The 22,248-nt window shown below is 62.0% G+C and carries 16 protein-coding genes and 3 pseudogenes; 6 read left to right on the forward strand and 13 right to left on the reverse strand.

What is annotated here, in order from left to right:
* Positions 1-148 precede the first annotated feature (148 nt).
* The 6 genes and pseudogenes from rbsD to ACPDZI_RS10970 all read left to right on the forward strand — a co-directional run bounded on the left by rbsD (position 149) and on the right by ACPDZI_RS10970 (position 6,055).
* Positions 149-568 (forward strand): D-ribose pyranase, encoded by a 420-nt coding sequence (gene rbsD / locus ACPDZI_RS10945; RefSeq protein ID WP_438834521.1) that lies wholly within the window; start codon positions 149-151, stop codon positions 566-568.
* 61 nt (positions 569-629) lie between these two features.
* Positions 630-2,133, forward strand: a pseudogene (rbsA, locus tag ACPDZI_RS10950) (ribose ABC transporter ATP-binding protein RbsA).
* Positions 2,130-3,098 (forward strand): ribose ABC transporter permease, encoded by a 969-nt coding sequence (gene rbsC / locus ACPDZI_RS10955; protein ID WP_041207818.1) that lies wholly within the window; start codon positions 2,130-2,132, stop codon positions 3,096-3,098. Before rbsA ends, rbsC begins: the two are co-directional and overlap by 4 nt.
* A gap of 35 nt (positions 3,099-3,133) precedes the next feature.
* On the forward strand, positions 3,134-4,009 hold the full coding sequence (rbsB, locus tag ACPDZI_RS10960) for a ribose ABC transporter substrate-binding protein RbsB (protein ID WP_041207819.1): 876 nt from the start codon (positions 3,134-3,136) through the stop codon (positions 4,007-4,009).
* Positions 4,010-4,118: 109 nt separating this feature from the next.
* Entirely contained in the window at positions 4,119-5,051 is a 933-nt protein-coding gene (rbsK, locus tag ACPDZI_RS10965; protein WP_438834522.1) for a ribokinase, read from the forward strand.
* The gene (locus ACPDZI_RS10970) at positions 5,051-6,055 is read left to right on the forward strand and encodes a substrate-binding domain-containing protein (RefSeq protein ID WP_438834523.1); all 1,005 of its coding nucleotides are present in this window, start codon (positions 5,051-5,053) and stop codon (positions 6,053-6,055) included. Before rbsK ends, ACPDZI_RS10970 begins: the two co-directional genes overlap by 1 nt.
* Positions 6,056-6,142: 87 nt before the next feature.
* On the opposite strand, the gene ACPDZI_RS10975 is transcribed toward ACPDZI_RS10970, so the two are convergent.
* The 13 genes and pseudogenes from ACPDZI_RS10975 to thrS all read right to left on the reverse strand — a co-directional run bounded on the left by ACPDZI_RS10975 (position 6,143) and on the right by thrS (position 22,219).
* Entirely contained in the window at positions 6,143-7,792 is a 1,650-nt protein-coding gene (locus ACPDZI_RS10975) for a diguanylate cyclase domain-containing protein (protein ID WP_438834524.1), read from the reverse strand.
* Complete coding sequence (locus ACPDZI_RS10980) at positions 7,792-8,268, reverse strand: hypothetical protein (RefSeq protein ID WP_276844777.1); 477 nt, start codon at positions 8,266-8,268, stop codon at positions 7,792-7,794. The genes ACPDZI_RS10975 and ACPDZI_RS10980 overlap by 1 nt, the downstream gene beginning before the upstream one ends.
* An 89-nt stretch (positions 8,269-8,357) precedes the next feature.
* Positions 8,358-9,143, reverse strand: a pseudogene (gene cobB, locus ACPDZI_RS10985) (Sir2 family NAD+-dependent deacetylase); the annotation flags it as partial.
* Positions 9,144-9,215: 72 nt separating this feature from the next.
* On the reverse strand, positions 9,216-9,815 hold the full coding sequence (locus ACPDZI_RS10990) for a GNAT family N-acetyltransferase (RefSeq protein ID WP_044799961.1): 600 nt from the start codon (positions 9,813-9,815) through the stop codon (positions 9,216-9,218).
* A gap of 3 nt (positions 9,816-9,818) precedes the next feature.
* On the reverse strand, positions 9,819-11,066 hold the full coding sequence (locus tag ACPDZI_RS10995; protein ID WP_438834525.1) for a response regulator: 1,248 nt from the start codon (positions 11,064-11,066) through the stop codon (positions 9,819-9,821).
* A gap of 1 nt (position 11,067) precedes the next feature.
* A pseudogene (locus tag ACPDZI_RS11000) lies at positions 11,068-15,028 on the reverse strand (ATP-binding protein).
* 54 nt (positions 15,029-15,082) lie between these two features.
* Positions 15,083-15,379, reverse strand: coding sequence for an integration host factor subunit alpha (ihfA, locus tag ACPDZI_RS11005; protein ID WP_005300715.1), 297 nt, complete (start codon positions 15,377-15,379; stop codon positions 15,083-15,085).
* 3 nt (positions 15,380-15,382) lie between these two features.
* Positions 15,383-17,770, reverse strand: a complete 2,388-nt coding sequence (gene pheT, locus ACPDZI_RS11010) for a phenylalanine--tRNA ligase subunit beta (protein WP_438834526.1) — start codon at positions 17,768-17,770, stop codon at positions 15,383-15,385.
* Between the two features lie 12 nt (positions 17,771-17,782).
* Positions 17,783-18,766 carry a phenylalanine--tRNA ligase subunit alpha gene (gene pheS / locus ACPDZI_RS11015; protein WP_011706167.1) on the reverse strand — a complete coding sequence of 328 codons (984 nt, stop codon included), beginning with the start codon at positions 18,764-18,766 and terminating at the stop codon, positions 17,783-17,785.
* A gap of 316 nt (positions 18,767-19,082) precedes the next feature.
* A complete protein-coding gene (gene rplT, locus ACPDZI_RS11020) occupies positions 19,083-19,439 on the reverse strand; it encodes a 50S ribosomal protein L20 (protein ID WP_005300683.1) in 357 nt (118 codons plus the stop codon).
* A 15-nt stretch (positions 19,440-19,454) separates the two neighbouring features.
* Positions 19,455-19,652 carry a 50S ribosomal protein L35 gene (gene rpmI / locus ACPDZI_RS11025; protein WP_005300673.1) on the reverse strand — a complete coding sequence of 66 codons (198 nt, stop codon included), beginning with the start codon at positions 19,650-19,652 and terminating at the stop codon, positions 19,455-19,457.
* An 86-nt stretch (positions 19,653-19,738) separates the two neighbouring features.
* Positions 19,739-20,287, reverse strand: a complete 549-nt coding sequence (infC, locus tag ACPDZI_RS11030; protein WP_026080374.1) for a translation initiation factor IF-3 — start codon at positions 20,285-20,287, stop codon at positions 19,739-19,741.
* Between the two features lie 3 nt (positions 20,288-20,290).
* The gene (thrS, locus tag ACPDZI_RS11035) at positions 20,291-22,219 is read right to left on the reverse strand and encodes a threonine--tRNA ligase (RefSeq protein ID WP_017410126.1); all 1,929 of its coding nucleotides are present in this window, start codon (positions 22,217-22,219) and stop codon (positions 20,291-20,293) included.
* Positions 22,220-22,248 lie beyond the last annotated feature (29 nt).

Raw genomic sequence — 22,248 nt, forward strand, 5'->3', positions numbered from 1 at the left:
CCGCATTGAGATCGTTTTCACATTTCTGCCATCTCTTGGTGGATCAAAACCGCCTGAGCGCCTATCTTCCACCTCATGACGCAACCGGTTGCGTAACCGGTTGCCTAGCTAACATCAGATATGCGGGCATAGCCTGCCGAGGTGCTGTATGAAACGAGGCGTACTGCTCAATGCTCCCCTGAGTGCTCTGGTGGCACGGATGGGTCACACCGACGAGATCACCGTCTGCGATGCAGGCTTGCCCATTCCGGCAGGGCCGGAGCGGATCGATCTGGCGTTGATGGCGGGCACACCCAGCCTCGAAACCGTACTGACCGCCCTGCTCACCGATCTGGTGGTGGAGAAGGTGATCATGGCAACCGAGATCAAGCAGATCAGCCCCGCCGCCCATCAGGCACTGGTCGATCAGCTTGAGGCCCACGCAGCCGCCCAGGGCAAATCCATCGCCATCGAATACTGCCTGCACGAGGAGTTCAAAACCCGCTCCCGCCAGAGCAAGGCGATCGTGCGCAGCGGCGAGGTGACCCCCTACGCCAACCTGATCCTCTGCGCCGGTGTGGCGTTCTGAATCCTTCAAAGAAGGCCTCTTCAAGGAAGCTGCAAATGAGCACAACCTCCCCCTCTCACCCATTCTGGAGCTGACCGGGATCGTCAAGACCTTCCCCGGGGTGCGCGCCCTCGACGAAGCGGGTCTGCGGGTCTATCCGGGCCAGGTGATGGCCCTGCTCGGTGAAAATGGCGCCGGCAAATCCACTCTGATGAAGGTGCTGACCGGCATCTATCAGGCCGATGCGGGCAACGTCAGCTATCGCGGTCAGCCGGTCCACTTCAAGGGCCCCCGCGACTCTCAGGATCAGGGGATCAGCATCATCCATCAGGAGCTGAACCTGCTGCCGGAGTTGTCGATCGCCGCCAACATCTTCCTCGGTCGCGAGCCCCGTACCCGTTTTGGCAGCATCGACCACAAACAGCTGCGTGAACGGGCGAGCGGCCTGCTGGCGCGACTTGGCGTCAAACATGGGCCGGATACCCGGCTCGGGGATCTCTCCATCGGCGAACAGCAGATGGTGGAGATTGCCAAGGCGCTGTCGTTCGATGCCAGCGTCATCATCATGGACGAGCCGACCGATGCGCTGACCGATACCGAGACCGAGCAGCTGTTCAAGGTTATCCGCGAGCTGCGTGAGCAGGGTTGCGGCATCGTCTATATCTCCCACCGCCTCAAGGAGATCTTCGAGATCTGCGATCGGGTCACCGTGCTGCGCGATGGCAAGTGGATTGGCGAAAAGGCGGTGAGCGATCTGGATGAAGACAGAATCATCGAGATGATGGTGGGTCGCCGGCTGGAAGAGCAGTATCCGCGCCTTGAACGCGAGCTCGGCCCCGTCAGCCTGCAGGTCAAGGATCTGGCAGGCCCCGGCGTGCGCGGGGTGAGCTTCTCCCTGCGTCAGGGGGAAATTCTGGGCTTTAGCGGCCTGATGGGTTCCGGCCGTACCGAGCTGATGAAGCTTATCTACGGTGCCAGCCCTGTCAGCAGCGGTGAAATCACGGTCGATGGCCACGCGCTGGTGCCAACCAGTCCGGGCCGACGGCCTGGCCGCCGGCATCGCCTATATCTCGGAAGATCGCAAAGGTGATGGGCTGGTGCTGGAGCTGTCGGTGCGCGAAAACATGAGTCTGTGCGCCCTCGACGAGTTCATCAGCAACGGCAAGATCGACGGCAAGGCCGAACGGCAGGCGGTGAGCGACTATGTGCGTCTGTTCAACATCAAGACCCCGAGTCAGGATCAGCTGATCAAACTCCTCTCCGGCGGCAACCAGCAGAAGGTGGCCATCGCCAAGGGGCTGTTGACCCGGCCCAAGGTGCTGATCCTCGACGAGCCGACCCGCGGCGTCGACGTGGGGGCGAAAAAGGAAATTTATCAGCTTATCAACCAGTTCAAGAAAGAGGGGATGAGCATCATTCTGGTCTCCTCCGAGATGCCGGAAGTGCTCGGCATGAGCGATCGCATCATGGTGATGCACGAAGGGCGCATCAGCGCAGAGTTCAACACCCGCGACGCCAATCAGGAGAAACTGATGGCGGCGGCAGTCGGTAAACAGTGGCAAGCAGAGCAAGAGGCAGCACAATGACAACCCAAACCCTTCCCCGCCGCGGCATCATGAACAAGGCCTGGTGGATCGAGAACAAATCCCTGGTCGCCCTGCTGGTGCTGATTGGTGTCGTCTCCGCGCTCAACCCCAACTTCTTCAGCGTCGACAACCTGCTCAACATCCTGCGCCAGACCTCGGTCAACGCCATCATGGCGGTCGGCATGACGCTGGTTATCCTCACCGCCGGTATCGATCTGTCGGTTGGCTCTGTGCTGGCCCTGTGCGGTGCGCTAGCGGCGACTATGGTAGCGATGGAGCTGCCGATCTGGCTGGTGGTGCCCCTCACCCTGGGTGCCGGCGCCCTGCTTGGCGGCGTCAGCGGCCTCATCATTGCCAAGGGCAAGGTACAGGCGTTTATCGCCACCCTGGTCACCATGACCGCCCTGCGCGGCATCACCATGGTCTATACCGAGGGTCGCCCCATCTCCACCGGTTTCAGTGATGGCGCCGACCACTTCGCCTGGCTGGGTACCGGCTATCTGCTCGGTCTGCCGGTGCCCATCTGGCTGATGGCCATCGTCTTCCTGCTCGCCTGGTTCATGCTCAACCACACCCGCCTCGGTCGCTACATCTATGCCCTCGGCGGCAACGAATCGGCCACCCGTCTCTCCGGCATCAATGTGGATCGGGTGAAGCTGGCGGTGTATGGTCTATGCGGCGCGCTCTCGGCGCTGGCAGGTCTTATCGTCACCTCCCGCCTCTCCTCTGCCCAGCCGACCGCCGGCATGGGTTACGAGCTGGACGCCATCGCCGCCGTGGTACTGGGTGGTACCAGCCTGATGGGCGGCAAGGGCCGCATCATGGGCACCCTGATTGGTGCGCTGATCATCGGCTTCCTGAACAACGCCCTCAACCTGCTCGATGTCAGCTCCTATTACCAGATGATCGCCAAGGCCAGCGTGATCTTGCTTGCCGTGATGGTCGACAACAAAAGTACCCGATAACAACGTAAAACACGCCACACACAAGGAATGAAATGATGAAAAAGCTCAATACCCTGCTCGCTGCCGCCATCATGTCCGTGCTGGGCACCGCCCAGGCTGCTGACCATACCCTGGCGATGGTGGTCTCCACCCTCAACAACCCCTTCTTCGTCACCATGAAGGAGGGTGCCGAAGCCAAGGCCAAGGAGCTTGGCTACGAGCTGGTGGTGCTGGACTCCCAGAATGACCCGGCCAAAGAGCTCTCCAACATGGAAGATCTTACCGTGCGCAAGGTCAACGCCATCCTGATCAACCCGACAGACTCCGAAGCGGTGGGCAACGCCATCCGTCTGGCCAACCGCGCCAACATCCCGGTACTGACTCTGGACCGCGGCGCCGCGCAGGGTGAGGTCAAGGCTCACATTGCCTCCGACAACGTGGCGGGCGGCAAGCTGGCTGGTGACTTCATCACCGAAAAACTGGGCACAGGTGCCAAGGTCATTCAGCTGGAAGGGATTGCCGGTACCTCCGCCGCCCGCGACCGTGGCGAAGGTTTTGCCCTAGCCGTGGCGGCCAACAAGCTGCAGGTACTGGCTTCCCAGCCCGCCGACTTTGACCGCACCAAGGGTCTGAACGTCATGGAAAACCTGCTGGCGGCCCATCCGACCGTACAGGCCGTGTTCGCCCAGAACGACGAGATGGCACTGGGTGCCATCCGCGCCGTGCAGGCCGCCGGTAAAGAGGTGATGATCGTCGGCTTCGACGGCACTGACGATGGCAAAGCCGCCGTTGCCAAGGGTAAACTGGCCGCCACCGTGGCCCAGCAGCCCGCGCTGATCGGTGCCATCGGCGTCGAGACTGCCGACAAGGTGCTCAAGGGTCAGCCGGTCGAGAAATCCATTCCGGTACCGCTGCAAGTGGTCAGCAAATAAATCACAAGGGGGAGGCTCGCCTCCCCTTTTTCCCCTCAATTACGGTGCCTCCCGGCTTGAACTCACTCAGTCATCGTGTTCAAGCCAAGATGCATCAGGAGTAGTCAACATGAATCGTCTCGTCGTTCTGGGCAGTGTCAATGCAGACCACGTGCTGCGCGTTCCCCACTTTCCTCGCCCGGGTGAAACCCTGACCGGCCACAGCTATCAGGTGGTGCCCGGTGGTAAGGGGGCTAATCAGGCGGTTGCAGCCGCCCGCCTCGGCGCCCCCGTCTCCTTTATCGCCCGCATCGGTGATGACGCCATCGGCCACCAGATGAAGAGCGGTTTTGCCAAAGACGGTATTGACGTTAGCGCCGTCGAGCTCGATCCCAAGCTCCCGACCGGCATCGCCATCATCTATGTGAGCGATGAGGGGGAGAACAGCATAGGTATCTCCGCCGAGGCGAACGGCGCCATCACCCCTGCCGTGGTGAAAAACCACGAAGCGATGATCGCCGACGCCCACACCCTGCTGTTGCAGCTGGAAGTGCCGCTCGAGAGTGTCCATGAGGCTGCACGGCTGGCCCGCGCCCATGGCACCCGGGTGGTGCTCAACCCCGCCCCTGCCCGTCCGCTCTCAAGCGAACTGCTGGCGCTGGTCGACCTTATCACCCCCAACCAGACCGAGGCCGAGCTGTTGACCGGCGTCAAAGTCACCGACGAAGCGAGCGCCCGCGAGGCGGCTGCCCGCTTCCACCAGATGGGGATTGCGGACGTGATGATCACCCTGGGCGCACAAGGGGTCTATTGCAGCAACGCACAGCAGCAACAACTCATCCCGGGCTTTCGAGTCAAGGCGGTGGATACCACTGCCGCGGGCGATACCTTCAACGGCGCCCTGTTGGCGGCGGAACTGGCGGGTGCCGATTTCCACAGCGCGGTGCGCTTTGCCCACGGGGCGGCGGCGCTCTCCGTCACCCGGTTCGGTGCCCAGAGCTCTATCCCGAACAAGCAGGAGGTCGACACCTTCCTGCTTGAGCAGACTGCGCAGGGGCACTGATGGCCAATATTAAGGAGGTGGCGGCGCTGGCGGGGGTCTCGACCACCACCGTCTCCCACGTCATCAACGAGACCCGCTTTGTGGCCGAGGAAACCCGCGAGCGGGTCTTCGCCGCCATGCGTGAGCTCAACTATGCCCCGAGTCTGGTTGCCCGCAGCCTCAAGGTGAAGGAGACCAACAGTATCGGCATGCTGGTCACCACCTCTAGCAACCCCTTCTTTGCCGAAGTGGTGCGCGGGGTGGAACGTTACTGCTTCGAGCAGGGCTACAACCTGATGCTGGGCAACACCGAGGGGCAGGCAGAAACCGCTCTCTCCTACCTCAAGATGATGCTGCGCAAGCGGGTCGATGGCCTGCTGATCATGTGTAGCGAAGGCCAACAAGAGGTGTTCAATCAGCTCGACTGGCTCAAGAGCCTGCCGGTGGTGGTGATGGATTGGGGGCTGGTCAGCGAAGATGTGGATCTTATCGCCGACAACTCCTTCCACGGCGGTTATCTGGCGACCCGCCATCTGATTGAGCTGGGCCACACCGCCATCGGTTGCATCACAGGCCCCAGCAGCCGCGCCCCCGCCAACCAGCGCCAGGCAGGTTTCGAGCTGGCGCTGCAGGAGGCAGGACTCACTGTCAATCCCGACTGGATCCAAGAGGGGGACTTTGACTGCGCCAGCGGCCATCTGGCGATGACCCGTCTGTTGGCATTGCCCGAGCGGCCCACTGCCCTCTTTGTCTGCAACGACATGATGGCGATGGGGGCCATCAGTGCCGCCCATCAGGCGGGGCTGGTGATCCCGCGCGACCTATCCATCGTCGGCTACGACAATGTGGCGCTGGCCGAATTTATGTCGCCGCCACTCACCACCATCAACCAGCCCAAAGAGGAGCTGGGCCGCCTCGCCGTCACCCGCCTGCTGGCCCGCATCAACGGCGAAGCGGTGGCTGACCACCTGATCACCGTCGACCCCGATCTGGTGATCAGGGATTCCTGCGCCCCCCGCCCCTGACATTTATCTGCAATATAAAGCGCAAGGCGACCCTGGGGTCGCCTTGCTGCGTTTTGTCTCTGGCCGGTTCAATACCGCTCTTTGTGCTCAGGCCAGCTGCCTTGCCTCACCGCCCGCCAGCACCTGCAACTGCACCAGCCCCAGTCGCCGGGCCAGCGGCTGCAACAGCTCGCCGTGCTCCGCGTCATCTGGCAACCAGTAGCGAACAGGCCAGCCGGCCGCCAGCTGGGCCGGGGTGGCGCTGCCAATGTCTCTGAGCGCCAGAATGCAACCCTGCTGCCACAATCCCGCCAGCAAGGCAGCATCCGGCAGCAGCGTCGGCACCAGCAGCACCCGCGGTGTGCGGGAGGCGTCCGGCAGATAGGCCACGACATGGGCCAGCTGTGCCTGGTTGTCGAGCGGGAGCAACAAGGCCCGACCATCGGTATGCTGCGCCTCGTGCGCTTGCAGCAACCTGGCCAGCACGGGCCCCAGCACGCCGCACTCCTGCAGCCAGCGCATGGGACAGGGCGCCCCCTGCTCACGCCAGTAGAGCGTCATTTGCCACAGGTCGTTGCCCTGCCCGTCCGTCAGCCCCTGCAACGCCACTCGCAGTGGCGCAGGCTCGCGCCCGGCCAGCCAGTCGCGCAGCTGATGAAGCTGCTGCTGACTCAACTGCAACTGCTGCAGCATGGCCGGTTCGAACCAGCAGATGTCCCCATCCCGGCTGCGCTTGGCCTGATTGAGGGCCAGGATGGCCTGATCCAGCAGCCGGCCGGCATCCTGTTGCTGCGCCTTGGCCACCCCGAGCCGACAGGCAAGATCGAAGCTGCACTCCCGGGTCACGAACTCGAAATGGAGCAGGCTTACCAGCTCATGGATGCGGGGTTCCAGCGCGCCATCCGCTCGGGTCAACATCACCGCGAACTCGTCGCCACCGAGCCGGTAGGCGTGGCCACTATGGGCCTGCTGCAGCTTGTCGGCCACCGTCTGCAACAGCCGATCACCGACCTGATAACCCAGCAGATCATTGACCTGCTTGAAGCGCTTGAGATCGAGCACCACCAAGGCGCTCGCCTCACCGGCATGCAGGGCGCGGGAGAGCTGCTCCTGCAGGGCGCGGCGGTTGCCAAGCCGGGTCAGGGGATCGAGCAGGGCGAGCCGACGATTCGCCAGATTGGCGCGAATGAGGGCGGCCACCAGGGCGCCGCCAGTCAGCAACAGGATCAGTTGCCAGATCTGCAACCAGAACAGGCTGCTGCGGATCTGGCTGACCGAACGCTCCCGCTCCTGACCGGAGAGGATCTGATCCCCTATCTGCTCGATGAGGCGGGTCTGGCTGGCGATCGCCTCCTGCAGGCGAGCAAGCTCAGCGCCCTCTTGCAGCGCGCCGGCCTCCATCTGGGGCTCGAGCTGCTTGATCTGCTCGAACAGTCCGGCCAGCGCCTTGCCAAGCCCGTGCCGCTGGCGCGCCTCGGCGGTTTCGCTGCTGATGAGAAAGATATCGAGCCGGTTCCACAGCAGATCGTAATCCAGGCTCAGGGTCTCCATCCCCAGCCTGCCGGCCCGGTAGAGCTGCAGGTCGTAGAGGAAACGCTGGGATTCCAGCATCACCTGGCTGATGTTCCAGTGGATATTGCGGTAGAAGGTATCGACCAGTTGCTCCTGGCGATGCTGCAGATAGAGGCTGCTGCCCGAGGAGAGCAGAAACAGCAGCGACACCGCAACCAACAACAGCTTGTGGCGGGATAGCCCCATCAATCAAGGATCTCGATGCGGGTCACCTGCCACACCATGCAGTTGTGGATGGCGGGCACGTCCAGCTTGGAATAGGTTGTGAACGGAATGAGCAGCCAGAGCGGGCCCTTGTTGCGCCGGGTCAGTGGCTTGCCGTCCTCCTGTCGCACCAGAGTCAGCGGCACGCCGTCGAACAGGGCCAGATCCACCACCTGCTGATAGCCGTTGAGGGCCGAGACGGCGATCTTGCGGGCATCCAGGATCCCTTGCGCCGCCAGCACGGCTGCCAGGGTCGGCCCACGATAGTGGTGGGAGCCCTGGGTCCAGGGGGTGGTAGTGGTGAATTCGGTCTGCGGCAGGGCGGACAGGGCCGCCTCATCGAGGGTCACTTGCTGGCCACTTGGCAGCACCAGGGTCATCAGGGGGATCGAGGCCGATGCGCCGGCACTGGCCATCATAAGAAGGAAAAAAGCGATCCATTGCTTTACTGCGGTCATGGTAATTTGCGCCAACTGCGTCCCATTTTTTGTGGCTGCTAGTGTGGCGATTTCACCGGTTCATTGCAACTGTCCAGTCGCACAATAGCTCATGGACCGCGCATCTCCATCCAGTTGTGGCCCTCGATCTGCGCTGGCTGGTGGACGCCGCAACTTTGCAGCAGCTCATCCACGTAGGCCGGCACCAGCAACGATGCCGGGCCATAGCGCTTCTCGTCAAACTGGCTGCCCACTTCGCTCGGTTCGAGGTTGAGCTCGATGGTGTGGGCCCCGTTCAATCCCGCCTCGTGCACGAAACCGGCCGCCGGATAGACGGCGCCCGAGGTGCCGATGGAGATGAACAGATCGCACTGGGCCAGCGCGCTGTAGATGCGATCAAGCCCGAGCGGCATCTCGCCGAACCAGACCACGTGCGGGCGCAGCGGCTGGGGAAACTGGCAGCAGGTGCACAGCTCCTCCTGCTGCAGATCGCCGCGCCATTCGATCACCTGGCCCGAGCCCGGGCAACGCGCCTTGAGCAGCTCCCCGTGCATGTGAATGAGGTTCTTGCTGCCGGCGCTCTCGTGCAGGTTGTCGATGTTCTGGGTCACCAGGGTGACGCAGCCCGGCAGCAGGCGCTCGAGCCGGGCCAGCGCATAGTGGGCCGGATTGGGGTGGATGTGGGGTTGCTGCAGCTGGTGGCGGCGGGAGTTGTAAAAACCCTGCACCAGGGCAGGATCCCGTGCGTAGCCCTCCGGCGTCGCAACGTCTTCGACCCTGTGCTCTTCCCACAGACCGTCACAGGCGCGAAAGGTCTTGATGCCCGACTCTGCCGAGATCCCGGCACCGGTAAGAATGACGATGTGTTTCGCTGACTGCACCATGACTGACTCCCTCTGACAACCTCTCTGGCTGACCTTAGCACAGGGTGAAAAACCGGCCTATTCGCCCTTGGTCTTATGACGCGGTTACAGGGTGTCGAGCACGCTCAGATCGAGTCGCACGAACACCAGCTCCCGCCCCGTCACCAGAGTAAGCGGCAAGCCCAGCCCGCGCAGCAGCGCCAGCATGGGGCGATTCTGGGGCAGCACCTCCGCCGTCCACTCGCGAATGCCTTCAGCGCGCGCCAGCAAGGCCAGCGCCAGCAGGATGCGTCGCCCCGCGCCCCGGTGCTGGAAGTGATCGGCGACGATGCAGGAGAATTCGGCCCGATCCGGGTGCAGCCGCCGCCGGATGGACTGGGCCTGGGCCAGCGGTCGCCCCTGACCATCGGTCAGCAGCAGCCCGATCTGGTGCTCCTTGGGGTAATCGAGGAAGAAGGCGAGCTGCTCGTCACTCGGGATCTGCTTGGCGCGCATGAAACGCAGGTAGACACTCTGTTCACTGAGCTCGCCATAGGCGGCCCTGATCCGCTCGGGATCGGCTCCCGCCAGCTCCTGCAAGCGGCAGGGAATGCCCCCCACCTCCATCATCAGCGGCAGGGCTGCCCGCGAATGAGGATGCAGCCAGCCGGCCAGGGCGCGTCGCAGCCGGGCCTCGTCCGGTGGCCAGCAGAGGTAGCGGGCCACCGTCTACCAGCGCCCCGCCACGCCCTGATCGCGCCACAGATTGCTGTCCAGCAGGTTGAAGGGATCGTCCAGATAGAGGGCGATCCCGAGCTCCCTGGCCCGGTTGATAAAGCGCCCCAGCAGGGAGTCCGGGGTCATGGCTTCCAGCCCGGGCAGCAGACTCTGTCCCAGCAGCAGGTGCTGCAGCGGCATCCGCTCCAGCAAGTCGAACGGAATGTGTTGATCGTTGTCCAGCAGCAGTGCCAGCTTGGCCCCCGCCAGACTGGCCTGCAGCACCAGAGCAAAACGCTCCGCCTGGCTCAGCAGGTGGTCGCGCCGGTGGATGAGCAGGGTGAGCTCGCCGGGCTCCCTGCCCTGCTGGACCAGCCATTCGCGCACCCGCTCCCAGCGCGGCGGCAAGCCGGTCACTGCCAGCCAAATCGGCAAAGGCGACGGAGGATCGGACAAGAGCCCGAGCAACCCTTTCTCTTCCCCCTGCCAGGTGCGGATGGTGCGGCGCAGGCCACTCAACCTGCGTTGGCGCTGTGGCCCCAGATAGAGCGTCTTGAGCAGCCGCAGCAGATCGTCGGCCTGCAGCGGTTTGGCCAGGGCGGCCAGCACGTTGAAACCGGCGTCGTGCAGCAGGCGGCGGGCTCCGTCGATCAGAGTCTGATCGTGGGCGGAGAGCAGCACGATGGGCAAGCAACTGTGCTGGTATTGGGGCTGGCTCATCAGCAGGCTGATGGCATCCTGCTCCACCAGACTGAGATCACTCACCAGCAGCTTGACCTCGCCGCCGGCCAGCGCCTTGATGCAGGCGTTGCCATCCTGCACCCACTGGCAAGGCACTCCCAGTCCCTTGACCTCCTGCTGGATGTGGGCCCCCTGAAACGGGTGATCCTCCAGCAGCAGCACCTGGGTCTGGGCCAGCCACTCCTGCCACGCCAGGTAGCGGCCATTGACCCCCGCCAGCCAGTCGTCGGTGAGGCGATAGACACCCTCGGCCTGCGCCGTCAGCTGTGGCAGATAGTCAGCTCCCACATGGGAGTCGGGATCGAACAGGGCGATGGCGCCGGCGGCAAACAGCCCTTCCCACTGCCAGCAGGCATCGGGGCGGGTGCGGCGCAAGGTGGCGAACTCGGGCAGCGCGACGGCTTTTGCCGTCCGATAGGCGACCCCATCCAGGGCATAGATGGTCACGGGGTGGAACAGGCGCTCGTCCGTCTCTTCCGAGTTCAGCAACGCCAGTAACTCTTCATCTGTGATGATCATGTCAGAGCCTCTCACGTAGTCGCCGGCACACCTCATCCAGAGCTTGCCGCAGCGGGGGTAGCAGGGGTTGCCGTGGATCCTGTTTCCACTGCTCGATCACCTGAACAAGCGGGGTGGCCCCCACCATTTTGGCTGCCCCCTTCATCTTGTGTAAAGCGGCTTCAAGCGCCATCTCGTCCCCTTGTGTGACGCAGCGCTCAATGTCTGCCAGATCCTGCCCGGTCGCGTCCAGATAGAGCGGGATAAGCTCCGGCGCCAGCAGCGACACCTCCCGCGCAGCCCAGACCTCCCCTTCGGGCCGGCAGATCGCTTTGAGCCGGTGGCTCAGGTGCTGGTGCCTGGTCGGGCTCGCCCAGGCTGCGCAGCAGATTGGCCAAATCTTTGAGCAGCAGCGGCTTGTCCAGATGACCGCGACAACCACAGCTGGCCAGCTGCGCCGCCGCCTGCTCGCTGAGATCGGCGGTGATGACGTAGGTGGGCAGATGCTGCCAGCGCGGCGAGTCACGCAGCTGACGGCAAAGCTCGGCCCCGTCCATCACCGGCATCTGCAGGTCGGTCAACACCAGATCGACCGTCTCATGCTGCAGGATGTCGAGCGCCAGCTGGCCGTTGGCGGCGCTGATCACACGGGCCCCCAGCTGGGTCAGCTGCATGCTGATCAACACCCGGTTCACCTCGTGATCTTCGACCAGCAGCACCCGCATCCCCTGCCCCGGCAGCGTGATCATGCCCTGGCTAGAGGGCACCAGCCTTGGCTGCATCAGACTCACCACCGAGCCTGGCACCCAGGGTTCCCCCTGCCAGTCCCAGTAGCGTAGCCCCTGCTCATCCAGCCGGACGCTCAATACCGGGCCGGCCGGATCGTCTTGCAAATCGAGCTCGCCCAGCCAGGGCAGCAGATAGTCCCGCTCCGCCCCGCCGAGTTGCACATGCACGCTGGCCACCCTTGGCCGCCAGCGCGGCATCTCCTGCAGCAACACCAGTGGCAGCGCACAGAGGAAGCGGCTGCCGCCGGTCGGCCGCGGTTCGACCCGGATCTCGCCCCCCATCTGCTCCATCAGCTGGCGACAGATGGCAAGTCCGAGCCCGGTGCCCTGGGCCCGCGGCTGACCCGCCTCCCCGCCCTGCTCAAAGGGCAGGAACAGACGCGGCAGCAGCTCGGCACTGATACCGGGCCCCTCGTCGTCCACTCCGCACAACAACTGGGAGCCAGCACGGCGGGCCCACAGCACCACCTCGCCACGGGAGCTGAACTTGATGGCATTGGCCAGCAGGTTGTGCAGCACCTGCTGCACCCGGTGGGGATCCAGCTCCACCTGGGCGGGCAGTCGATGATCGAGATCCAGCCGCAGTTGCAGTCGCTTGGAGCGGGCCTTGGACCAGTGCACGGCCGCCACGTGCTCGCACAAATCCACCAGATCGGTGGGCTGGGGCGAGAGCGCCAGCTGCCGGTTCTCGTTGCGACTGAAATCGAGCACGTCATTGAGCAGGCCCAGCAGCTCGTCCCCAGCTTGGCGGACGTGGGCCAGTGCCGAGCGCTGCTCGGCATTGAGGGAGGTGTGGCTGAGCCACTCCAGCAGCCCCAGAATGGCGTTCATGGGGGTACGAATTTCGTGGCTCACCGCCGCGAGGAAACGCCCCTTGGCCAGCACCGCCTGCTCGGCCCGCTCATGGGAGGCCTGCAGCGCCTGCTCCTGCTCGACCCGGGTCGTCACATCCTGCACCACCCCGTACACCCGCCACCCAAGCTCGGACTGGCTGCGTCCCCGGCCGTAGAACTGCAGCCAGCGGGTGCCCTTGCCCGGGTGTTCATAGCGCAGCGCGTAGGAAAAAGGCTGACCGGCCTGCAGCATCTCCAGCATGGGGATCTGCATCTTGCGCCTGTCATATTGATCCAGCCGGCCCAGCGCCTGACCGGGATTGCGGCGGATCTGCTGGCTGGCCAGCCCCAGCAGCTCGTAGCTGCCACGGCTGATGAACTCTACCTGGGCGATGCCTTCCCGCTGCAGCAGGAACTGGATCACCACCCCGGGCACCGTATTGGTCAATGCGCGCAGGCGGCGCTCGGCCTGGCGCAGCAAGCGAGTGCGCTCGCGCAGGGCGCTGATGTTGGAGAGCGCGATGAGATCCCCCGCCGGCGACTGCTTGCCGAGCTGAAGCGGGATCTGGGCATAGGAGTAGACCTGATCGCCCAGGGCCATCTCCCCCTCGCCCCCCTGCAACTGGGCCTCTGGCAGGTGCAGCTCGGCCAGATAGCGAGCCTCCAGCCGTTTAGCCTGCTTGTTGCGCTTGATGATCTCGCCCTGATTGTCCCGCAGAAACACCGGCACCGGCAGCGCCTGGAACAGGGACTCCCTGAACTGGCTCTCCAGCGCCAGGGTCTGCTCAATCTCCTGACGCTGGCTCACCTCTCTGGCCAGCTGCTGGCGGGAGCGCCAGATCAGCCAGATAACGCCAGCACTGATCAACAGCGCCAGCGACACCGACCCCAGCCAGATCCCGTAGCTGACCCCGGCTTGCTGGGTCAGCACCAGCCGGCGCCAACGCTGATTGAGATCGTCATTCTGCCTGCTGGTGAAGGCCATCAGGCTCTGCTCCATCACCCCGCTGAGTCGCGGGCTGTGATGGCTGATGGCAAACCCCAGCCCGAAGCGTTGAGGTAGCTCCCTGATATCCAGTCCATCCAGCTGGTTGTTGCGAAGCGGGTATTGCAGCTGGTAGAGCTCGGCCAGCATGGCGTCAGCCTCGCCGCTTTGCACCGCCGCAAGCCCCTGCGCCAGGGTGTCACTTTTGCGCCAATGATGTTCGCCATCCAGCCGGGCCAACATCCCTTCGTCATAGAGGGTGGCGGGCACCACTATGTCGCCCTTCACCGCCGCCAGCGTGTCGAACGACTTCGCCTTGCGACTGACCAGGGCATAGCGATTGAGCGCCATGATGCGGGTGAAGTCGAAGGCATCAGTCAGCGCCGGCGTTTCCAGCAGGCCGGCCATCATGTCTGCCTCACCGCTGCGCAGCTTCGCCAGCGCCTCTTCCTTGCTGGCGGTTGGGATCACGTGGAAGTTGAGGCCGGTCTGCTGGCTCACCTGCCGCAGTACGTCGGCGCTCCACCCCTTGAGCTCCCCCTGCTCGTCGAGACCGCTGTAGGGCATGAAATCCGGGTTGACGACCAGCTTGATGGCACGGGAGGTGCCAACCAGCCAGGCTTGCTCCTTGTCGGTGAAGTGAAGCGGGTTGATGTCCTGCTCCCCCTGCGCCAGATAGCGATCCAGGTCCTTGTAAAGGGCGCCGGGCGGCAGATAACGGATGGCGGTATCGATGAGCTCGCGCAGTTCCGGCTGGTCGCGCATCATCAGCCGGTAGCTCACCACCAGTTCATCGCTGCGCAGCCGACGCAGCCGCAGCCCCTGATCCGGGTATTCGCGCATCAGGTAGCGCAGTTGCAGGTAGTCACCGAGATAGGCGGTCCCCTTGCCCGCCGCCAGCGCCGCGTACCAGTTGTCCGCCTCGGTCAGGGGCAACTGGGTTGAATGGGGATAGAGGGCATGCAGTACCTCGTTTGCCTGCCAGATGGGGGACACCAGGAAGGTCGCCCGTTCCAGAGCCCCCCGATAGAGGATGGCGGATTCGGCCTCCAGCATGGCGCGGCTCAGTGCCATGCCCGGCAGGGCCTGCAACGAAGGGCCGACATTGGGAATGAGATCGCACCGCCCCTCCTGCAAGCCACGCTGCACCGCTGACCAGTTGGGCAGCTTCTCGTGCAGGAGCGGAAAAGGAAGCTGCTCTGCCAACCTCTCCATCTGATCAATCAGTAAGCCTCCCGATTCCTCGAGATAAGGCGGCCGGATCAGCGCCGGATAGCAGATGGTCAGCGACTTGATGGCATCGGCATACGCCTTGGCCGCCGTGGAGAGGGGGAGATCCATCGCCTGCAGTGGCGCGGCCAGCAGCAGACCTAGCAATAGGCTGGTTTTTCTCATGAAAAAATAAAAGCCAGGCGGCTGCCTGGCTTTTTGTCACTCGTTGGGCTCAACATTTTCGACCCTGGCCTTGAGCTTCTGACCAGGGCGGAAGGTGACCACCCGCCGGGCGCTGATAGGAATATCTTCGCCGGTTTTCGGGTTACGTCCAGGACGCTGGTTCTTCTCACGAAGATCAAAGTTACCGAAGCCTGAAATCTTGACTTGTTCACCACGCTCAAGCGCTTGTCTGATCTCTTCAAAGAAGGCTTCCACCATATCTTTGGCTTCACGCTTGCTCATCCCGAGCTGGGTGAACAGGTGCTCTGCAATGTCGGCTTTGGTAAGCGCCATAGATCAATCCCTCAAGGATGCATTCAACTCTTCACCAAGGGCCCGCACGACATTGTCTACGGTCTCGGCAATCTCTTTCTCCTCCAGGGTGCGCTGGGTGTCTTGCAGAACAAGACTGATGGCCAGGCTCTTCTTGTCCTCTGCCATGCCAGCACCCTGGTATACGTCAAACAAGTTTATTCCAACTACCTGATTTCCGCCAACTTTTTTAATTACTGCGAGGACATCACCGGCCAGGACTTGACGATCAACCACCACGGCGATGTCACGACGGTTGGCAGGGAACTTGGAAACCTCGGCAGCAACCGGCACCTTGGCCGGGGTCAGCTTGTCCAGCTCCAGTTCGAACATGACGGCGCGGCTCTTCAGACCCAGCTTCTTCTCGAGGCTCGGATGGATCACGCCGATGTGGCCGATGACCACGCCATTGCGCAGGATGGCCGCGCTCTGGCCCGGATGCAGGGCGCTGTGCTCGGCACGTTCGAAGGTGAAGGTAGCCCCTTCGGCGGTCAAATCCAGCACCGCTTCCAGATCCCCTTTCAAATCAAAGAAGTCGGCAGCGCGGCTCTTGATGTCCCAGTGCTCGTCGCTCTGGTTGCCGGTGATGATGCCGGCCAGCATGGGCTCCTGACGAATGCCGTTCTCGGCATTCTCGTCCTTGATGAAGCGCAGGCCCTGTTCGAACAGGCGCACCCGCGGCTGTTGACGGTTCTGGTTGTAAACCACAGCCTGCACCAGACCCGGGAACAGAGAGACGCGCATGGCGGACATCTCGACCGAGATCGGGTTCGGCAGCACGATGGCATCGCTCTGCGGGAACAGAGTCTGCTGAGCCTTGGGATCGACGAAGCTGTAGGTGATCGCTTCCTGGAAGCCACGATCAACCAGCAGGTCGCGCACGCGTTTCAAGGTCACCTGACCTTCTGCCTGCTCCACCATCGCCAGAGAGGCGGCGGGTTTGAGGTTCGGGATGTTGTTGTAGCCGTAGATACGGGCCACTTCTTCGATGAGGTCTTCCTCGATGGCGATGTCGAAACGCCAGGAGGGTGCCAGCGCGGTCCAGCCGTCGGCGTCCACAGTGACCTGCATGCCAAGGCGAGTCAGGATCTCGACCACCTGAGCATCGGCCACGCTGATGCCGATCACCTTGTCGAGCTTGGTGCGACGCAGCTTGATGGGGGCAGCCTTGGGCAGATGGGCATCGGATTTGACCTCGATAACCGGGCCCGCTTCGCCGCCGCAGATGTCCAGCAGCAGACGGGTGGCACGATCCATCACCTTGGCCTGCAGCTCCGGATCCACCCCGCGCTCGAAGCGGTGGGAGGAGTCGGTGTGCAGACCGTAGGCACGGGCACGGCCGGTGATGGAGAGCGGCGCGAAGAAGGCGCACTCCAGCAGGATGTCGGTGGTGGTCTCGGAGACACCGGTGCGATCACCGCCGAAGATGCCGGCCATGCAGGCAGGGCCTTTGGCATCGGCAATCACGAGCGTGGTCTCTTTGAGCTTCACCTCGTTGCCGTCAAGCAGGGTCATGGGCTCGTCGGCCTTGGCGCGACGCACCACCAGTTCCCCTTCAAGCGTCGCCAGATCGAAGGCGTGCATCGGCTGACCGTATTCCAGCAGCAGGTAGTTGGTGATGTCGACGATGGCGTCGATGGAACGAATGCCGCCACGGCGCAGCTTCTCCTGCATCCAGAGCGGGCTCTGGGCGTGCAGGTTCAGCCCCTTGATGACACGGCCCAGATAACGGGGGCAATCTGCCGGCGCTTCAACCCGGATCGGGAAGGTAGCGTCGATGGTGGCAACAGCTGGCGCCCAGGTCGGCTCGACCACGTCCACGCTGTTGAGCACGCCGATTTCACGGGCCAGACCCGCGATGCCGAGGCAGTCGGCACGGTTCGGGGTCAGATCCACGTCGATGCTGACGTCGTTGAGCGCGAGGTATTCACGGATATCGGTCCCGATGGGGGCATCAAGCGGCAGCTCGATGATGCCATCGGCTTCGACGTCGATGCCCAGCTCGCTGAAGGAGCAGAGCATGCCGTGGGACGGCTGGCCGCGCAGCTTGGCCTTCTTGATGGTGAAATCACCCGGCAGGGTCGCCCCGACCTTGGCCACGCACACTTTGAGGCCCTGACGGCAGTTCGGCGCACCGCAGACGATGTCCAGCAGCTCGGCCTCGCCCACGTTGACCTTGGTCACCCGCAGCTTGTCGGCGTCCGGGTGCTGGGCGCACTCGACCACTTCACCCACCACCACATTGTTGAACTGGCCGGCCACCGCTTCCACGGCGTCCACTTCCAGACCGGCCATAGTGATCTGCTCGGCCAGTGCATTGTCACTCAACTCGGTGCGGACCCACTCCATCACCCAGGATTTACTGAATTTCATGTTCTCTCGCCCTTACTTGAACTGCTTGAGGAAGCGCAGGTCGTTTTCGAAGAAGGCACGCAGGTCGTTGACCCCGTAACGCAGCATGGTCAGGCGCTCAACGCCCATGCCGAAGGCAAAGCCGGAGTATTTTTCCGGATCGATGCCGACCGAACGCAGCACGTTCGGGTGCACCATGCCGCAGCCCAGCACTTCCAGCCACTTGCCGTTCTTGCCCATCACGTCCACTTCGGCGCTGGGTTCGGTGAACGGGAAGTAGGAAGGACGGAAGCGAATGGTCAGATCTTCCTCGAAGTAGTTGCGCAGGAAATCGTGCAGAATCCCTTTCAGCTCGGTGAAGCTGGCATGCTCGTCGACCAGCAGGCCTTCGACCTGGTGGAACATCGGGGTGTGGGTCATGTCGTAGTCGTTACGATAGACGCGGCCCGGCGCGATGATGCGGATCGGTGGCTGCTGGTGTTCCATGGTGCGGATCTGCACACCGGAGGTGTGGGTACGCAGCATCAAATCAGGATTGAAGTAGAAGGTATCGTGATCGGTACGCGCCGGGTGGTGAGCCGGGATGTTCAGCGCATCGAAGTTGTGGAAGCCATCTTCAATCTCGGGGCCACGGGCAACCTTGAAGCCCATCTCGCCAAACAGGCGCTCGATGCGCTCGATGGTGCGGGTCACCGGGTGCAGACCGCCATTCTCGATGCGGCGGCCCGGCAGGCTGACGTCGATGGTCTCCGCGGCCAGCTTCTGGTTGAGCACGGCGATTTCAAGGGCTTCACGACGCTCGTTCAGGGCATCCTGAACCTGCTGTTTGGCCTGGTTGATCACGGCGCCCGCGGCGGGACGCTCTTCAGCGGACAGGGCGCCCAGGCCCTTCATCTGCTCGGTAAAAAAGCCCTTTTTACCCAGATATTTGACCCGGATTTCGTCAAGGGCGGCGATGTCGCTTACGCCCTCAATTTCGGCCCTGGCTTGGCCGACTACTTCTTCAAGCTGTTGCATGTCTTCCTCGTCACCACTCCCGGTACAGGAGCCTTTAGGCTAAATAAGGTCAAGAGGGGAATAATACAAAAAAAGCCCCTTCACTGACCATAGTTAAGGTGCCCTTTTCTCCCTAGAAATCATTTTGTTATCAAGTAGGGCTTAGAGCCGGACCGGCTTCTTCTTCGTGATTGGCTACACAATTTGTGTTTGATGGCATATGGAGCCATATGTATGGCAATCATGATGGTCGAGTCATCACCGTCTGCAGACGGTAAATGACAGACAACAAAAAAGGAGGCCTAGGCCTCCTTTTAGCATTTATAACAGAACCGGATTAGACCAGAGCTGCTTTGGCCTTTTCAACCAGGGCGGTGAAAGCCAGCTTGTCGTGAACGGCGATATCGGACAGGATCTTGCGATCGATCTCGATGGAAGCCTTCTTCAGACCGTTGATCAGACGGCTGTAGGACAGACCGTTCTGACGGGCTGCTGCGTTGATACGCGCAATCCACAGTTGACGGAACTGACGCTTTTTCTGGCGACGGTCACGGTAGGCATACTGACCAGCTTTGGTTACCGCTTGTACCGCTACGCGGTAGACGCGGGAACGGGCGCCGTAGTAACCCTTGGCGGCTTTCATTACTTTCTTGTGACGAGCGCGAGCGGTCACACCACGTTTAACTCTTGGCATTTTTCACATCCCCCCTTATGCGTACGGCAGACAAGCGACAACACGTTTGTGGTCGGCAGCGGAAACAAAGAACTTCGGTCCCAGCTGACGCTTACGCTTACTGCTCTTCTTGGTCAGGATGTGACGCAGGTGGTTGTGCTTGCACTTGAAGCGACCTGAGCCAGTCTTCTTGAAGCGCTTTGCGGCGCCCCGGTTGGTTTTCATCTTCGGCATTTCATACTCCGCATTGTGAGTGACAACAAAATCGCAAGGCGAACCGACTCATGGGGCTGGCCCCATGAGTCAATTTCTTGTGGGCCTTAAGATTTCTTCTTAGGTGCGAGGACCATCACAGCTTGACGGCCTTCGACTTTCGGGAACGATTCGACTACGGCCAGCTCTTCCAGATCGTTCTTGACGCGCTCCAGAACCTTGATACCAAGTTCCTGGTGGGCCATTTCACGACCACGGAAGCGCAGGGTGACCTTTGCCTTGTCCCCGTCTTCCAGAAAGCGAACCAGGTTGCGTAGTTTTACCTGATAGTCGCCTTCGTCGGTGCCAGGACGGAATTTGATTTCCTTGACCTGGACGACTTTCTGCTTCTTCTTCTGTTCTTTGGTGGTCTTGCTCTTTTCGTAGAGGAATTTGCCGTAATCCATGATCCGGCAAACGGGCGGCTCAGCGTTCGGACTGATCTCGACCAGATCCACTCCGGCCTCAAGGGCCAAGTTCAGGGCATCCTGGATGGAGGTGATGCCAATGGCTTCACCATCCAGACCAGTCAGACGAACTTCTTTCAGACGGATCTCTTCGTTGATCCGGTGAGCGCGGGCTTGCGGTTGCTTGCCCAGTTTTTTTCCGCCTTTTATAGCTTATTCCTCCACTTTCTTTTGTCCGCGGGTCTGAACTTCCTGGGTCAACAGAGCAATCAGCTCTTCAACAGGATAAGTGCCCAGGTCAGCCCCTTTACGAGTACGCACTGCAATCTTGCCGGCTTCTACTTCTTTATCGCCGCAGACCAGCATGAAGGGTACTCGCTTCAAAGTATGCTCGCGGATTTTAAAGCCAATCTTCTCATTTCTCAAGTCCGCTTTTGCGCGAAGGCCCGCATCATTCAATGCTTTGGCTACTTTCACTGCATAATCGGCCTGATTGTCGGTGATATTCATGACCACGGCTTGAGTCGGTGCCAGCCAGGTCGGGAACAGTCCGGCGTACTCTTCGGTAAGGATCCCGATGAAACGCTCCAGCGAACCCAGAATGGCGCGGTGGATCATCACGGGAACATGACGTTCGTTGTCTTCACCCACGTAGGTGGCGCCCAGACGGCCCGGCAGGGCAAAATCGAGCTGCACGGTACCACATTGCCACGCACGATCAAGACAATCGTGCAGGGTAAATTCGATCTTGGGACCGTAGAAGGCCCCCTCACCCGGCTGCAGATCGTACTTCAGGCCGTTCAGTACCAGGGCTTCGGCCAGCGCGGCCTCGGCACGATCCCAAGCTTCATCGGAGCCGATACGCTGTTCCGGACGAGTGGAGAGCTTGACCACGATATTCTCGAAGCCGAAGGTGCCATAGACGTCGTAGACCATGCGGATACAGGCAGACACCTCTTCCATGATCTGCTCTTCGGTACAGAAGATGTGCGCGTCATCCTGGGTGAAACCACGTACCCGCATCAGGCCGTGCAGGGAGCCTGACGGCTCGTTGCGGTGGCAGGAGCCGAACTCGGCCATGCGCAGCGGCAGATCGCGATAGGATTTCAGACCCTGGTTGAAGATCTGCACGTGACCCGGGCAGTTCATCGGCTTGATGGCGTACTCGCGGTTCTCGGACTGGGTGGTGAACATGGCCTGGGCATATTTCTCCCAGTGACCTGAACGCTCCCACAGCACGCGATCCATCATGAAGGGGCCTTTCACCTCCTGATAGTCGTACTCTTTGAGCTTGCCGCGGATGAAGGTCTCCAGCTCGCGGAAGATGGTCCAGCCATCGTTGTGCCAGAACACCATGCCGGGCGCTTCTTCCTGCATGTGGTACAGGTCGAGCTGCTTGCCGATCTTGCGGTGGTCGCGCTTGGCAGCTTCTTCCAGACGCTGCAGGTAAGACTTGAGCTGCTTCTTGTCGGCCCAGGCGGTGCCGTAGATGCGCTGCAGCATCTTGTTGTTGGAGTCGCCGCGCCAGTAGGCGCCGGACATCTTCTGCAACTTGAAGTGGTGGCAGTGACGCATGTTGGGCACGTGCGGGCCGCGACACATGTCGATGTACTCTTCGTGATGATACAGACCGGGCTGGTCATCACGGGCAATGTTCTGATCCAGGATCTCGACCTTGTAGGTCTCGCCACGGGCTTCAAACACGTCGCGTGCTTCCTGCCAGGAGACCTTTTTCTTGATGACGTCGTAATCCTTGGCGGCCAGCGCCAGCATGCGCTCTTCCAGCGCAGCCAGATCTTCGTCGGTCAGGGTGCGGTCGAGATCGATGTCGTAGTAGAAACCGTTGTCGATGACGGGACCGATGGCCATCTTGGTCTGAGGCCAGAGTTGCTTGATGGCATGACCCAACAGGTGCGCACAGGAGTGGCGCAGGATGTCCAGACCTTCTTCGTCTTTGGCGGTGATGATGGCCAGGGAGGAATCGGCTTCGATCAGCTCGCAGGCATCCACCAGTTCACCGTTTACCCGACCGGCAATGCACGCCTTGGCGAGACCGGGACCGATGTCCGCGGCCACATCCATGACGGAAACGGCGTGGGCAAATTGACGTTGGCTGCCATCAGGCAGAGTAATGATTGGCATTGTGTGTTTCCTTATACAGTGGTGCCCCC

It is taken from the genome of Aeromonas oralensis (genome assembly GCF_049665575.1).
Classification (GTDB): Bacteria; Pseudomonadota; Gammaproteobacteria; order Enterobacterales; family Aeromonadaceae; genus Aeromonas; species Aeromonas hydrophila.

What these genes read in the sequence shown, in the direction of transcription:
- ihfA (WP_005300715.1), bottom strand. Translation starts at nt 15,379, where the DNA reads ATGGCGCTTACCAAAGCCGACATTGCAGAGCACCTGTTCACCCAGCTC.
- ACPDZI_RS10995 (WP_438834525.1), bottom strand. Translation starts at nt 11,066, where the DNA reads ATGATCATCACAGATGAAGAGTTACTGGCGTTGCTGAACTCGGAAGAG.
- rplT (WP_005300683.1), bottom strand. Translation starts at nt 19,439, where the DNA reads ATGCCAAGAGTTAAACGTGGTGTGACCGCTCGCGCTCGTCACAAGAAA.
- rbsD (WP_438834521.1), top strand. Translation starts at nt 149, where the DNA reads ATGAAACGAGGCGTACTGCTCAATGCTCCCCTGAGTGCTCTGGTGGCA.
- pheT (WP_438834526.1), bottom strand. Translation starts at nt 17,770, where the DNA reads ATGAAATTCAGTAAATCCTGGGTGATGGAGTGGGTCCGCACCGAGTTG.
- ACPDZI_RS10980 (WP_276844777.1), bottom strand. Translation starts at nt 8,268, where the DNA reads ATGACCGCAGTAAAGCAATGGATCGCTTTTTTCCTTCTTATGATGGCC.
- ACPDZI_RS10975 (WP_438834524.1), bottom strand. Translation starts at nt 7,792, where the DNA reads ATGGGGCTATCCCGCCACAAGCTGTTGTTGGTTGCGGTGTCGCTGCTG.
- rbsC (WP_041207818.1), top strand. Translation starts at nt 2,130, where the DNA reads ATGACAACCCAAACCCTTCCCCGCCGCGGCATCATGAACAAGGCCTGG.
- rbsK (WP_438834522.1), top strand. Translation starts at nt 4,119, where the DNA reads ATGAATCGTCTCGTCGTTCTGGGCAGTGTCAATGCAGACCACGTGCTG.
- rpmI (WP_005300673.1), bottom strand. Translation starts at nt 19,652, where the DNA reads ATGCCGAAGATGAAAACCAACCGGGGCGCCGCAAAGCGCTTCAAGAAG.
- thrS (WP_017410126.1), bottom strand. Translation starts at nt 22,219, where the DNA reads ATGCCAATCATTACTCTGCCTGATGGCAGCCAACGTCAATTTGCCCAC.
- rbsB (WP_041207819.1), top strand. Translation starts at nt 3,134, where the DNA reads ATGAAAAAGCTCAATACCCTGCTCGCTGCCGCCATCATGTCCGTGCTG.
- pheS (WP_011706167.1), bottom strand. Translation starts at nt 18,766, where the DNA reads ATGCAACAGCTTGAAGAAGTAGTCGGCCAAGCCAGGGCCGAAATTGAG.
- ACPDZI_RS10970 (WP_438834523.1), top strand. Translation starts at nt 5,051, where the DNA reads ATGGCCAATATTAAGGAGGTGGCGGCGCTGGCGGGGGTCTCGACCACC.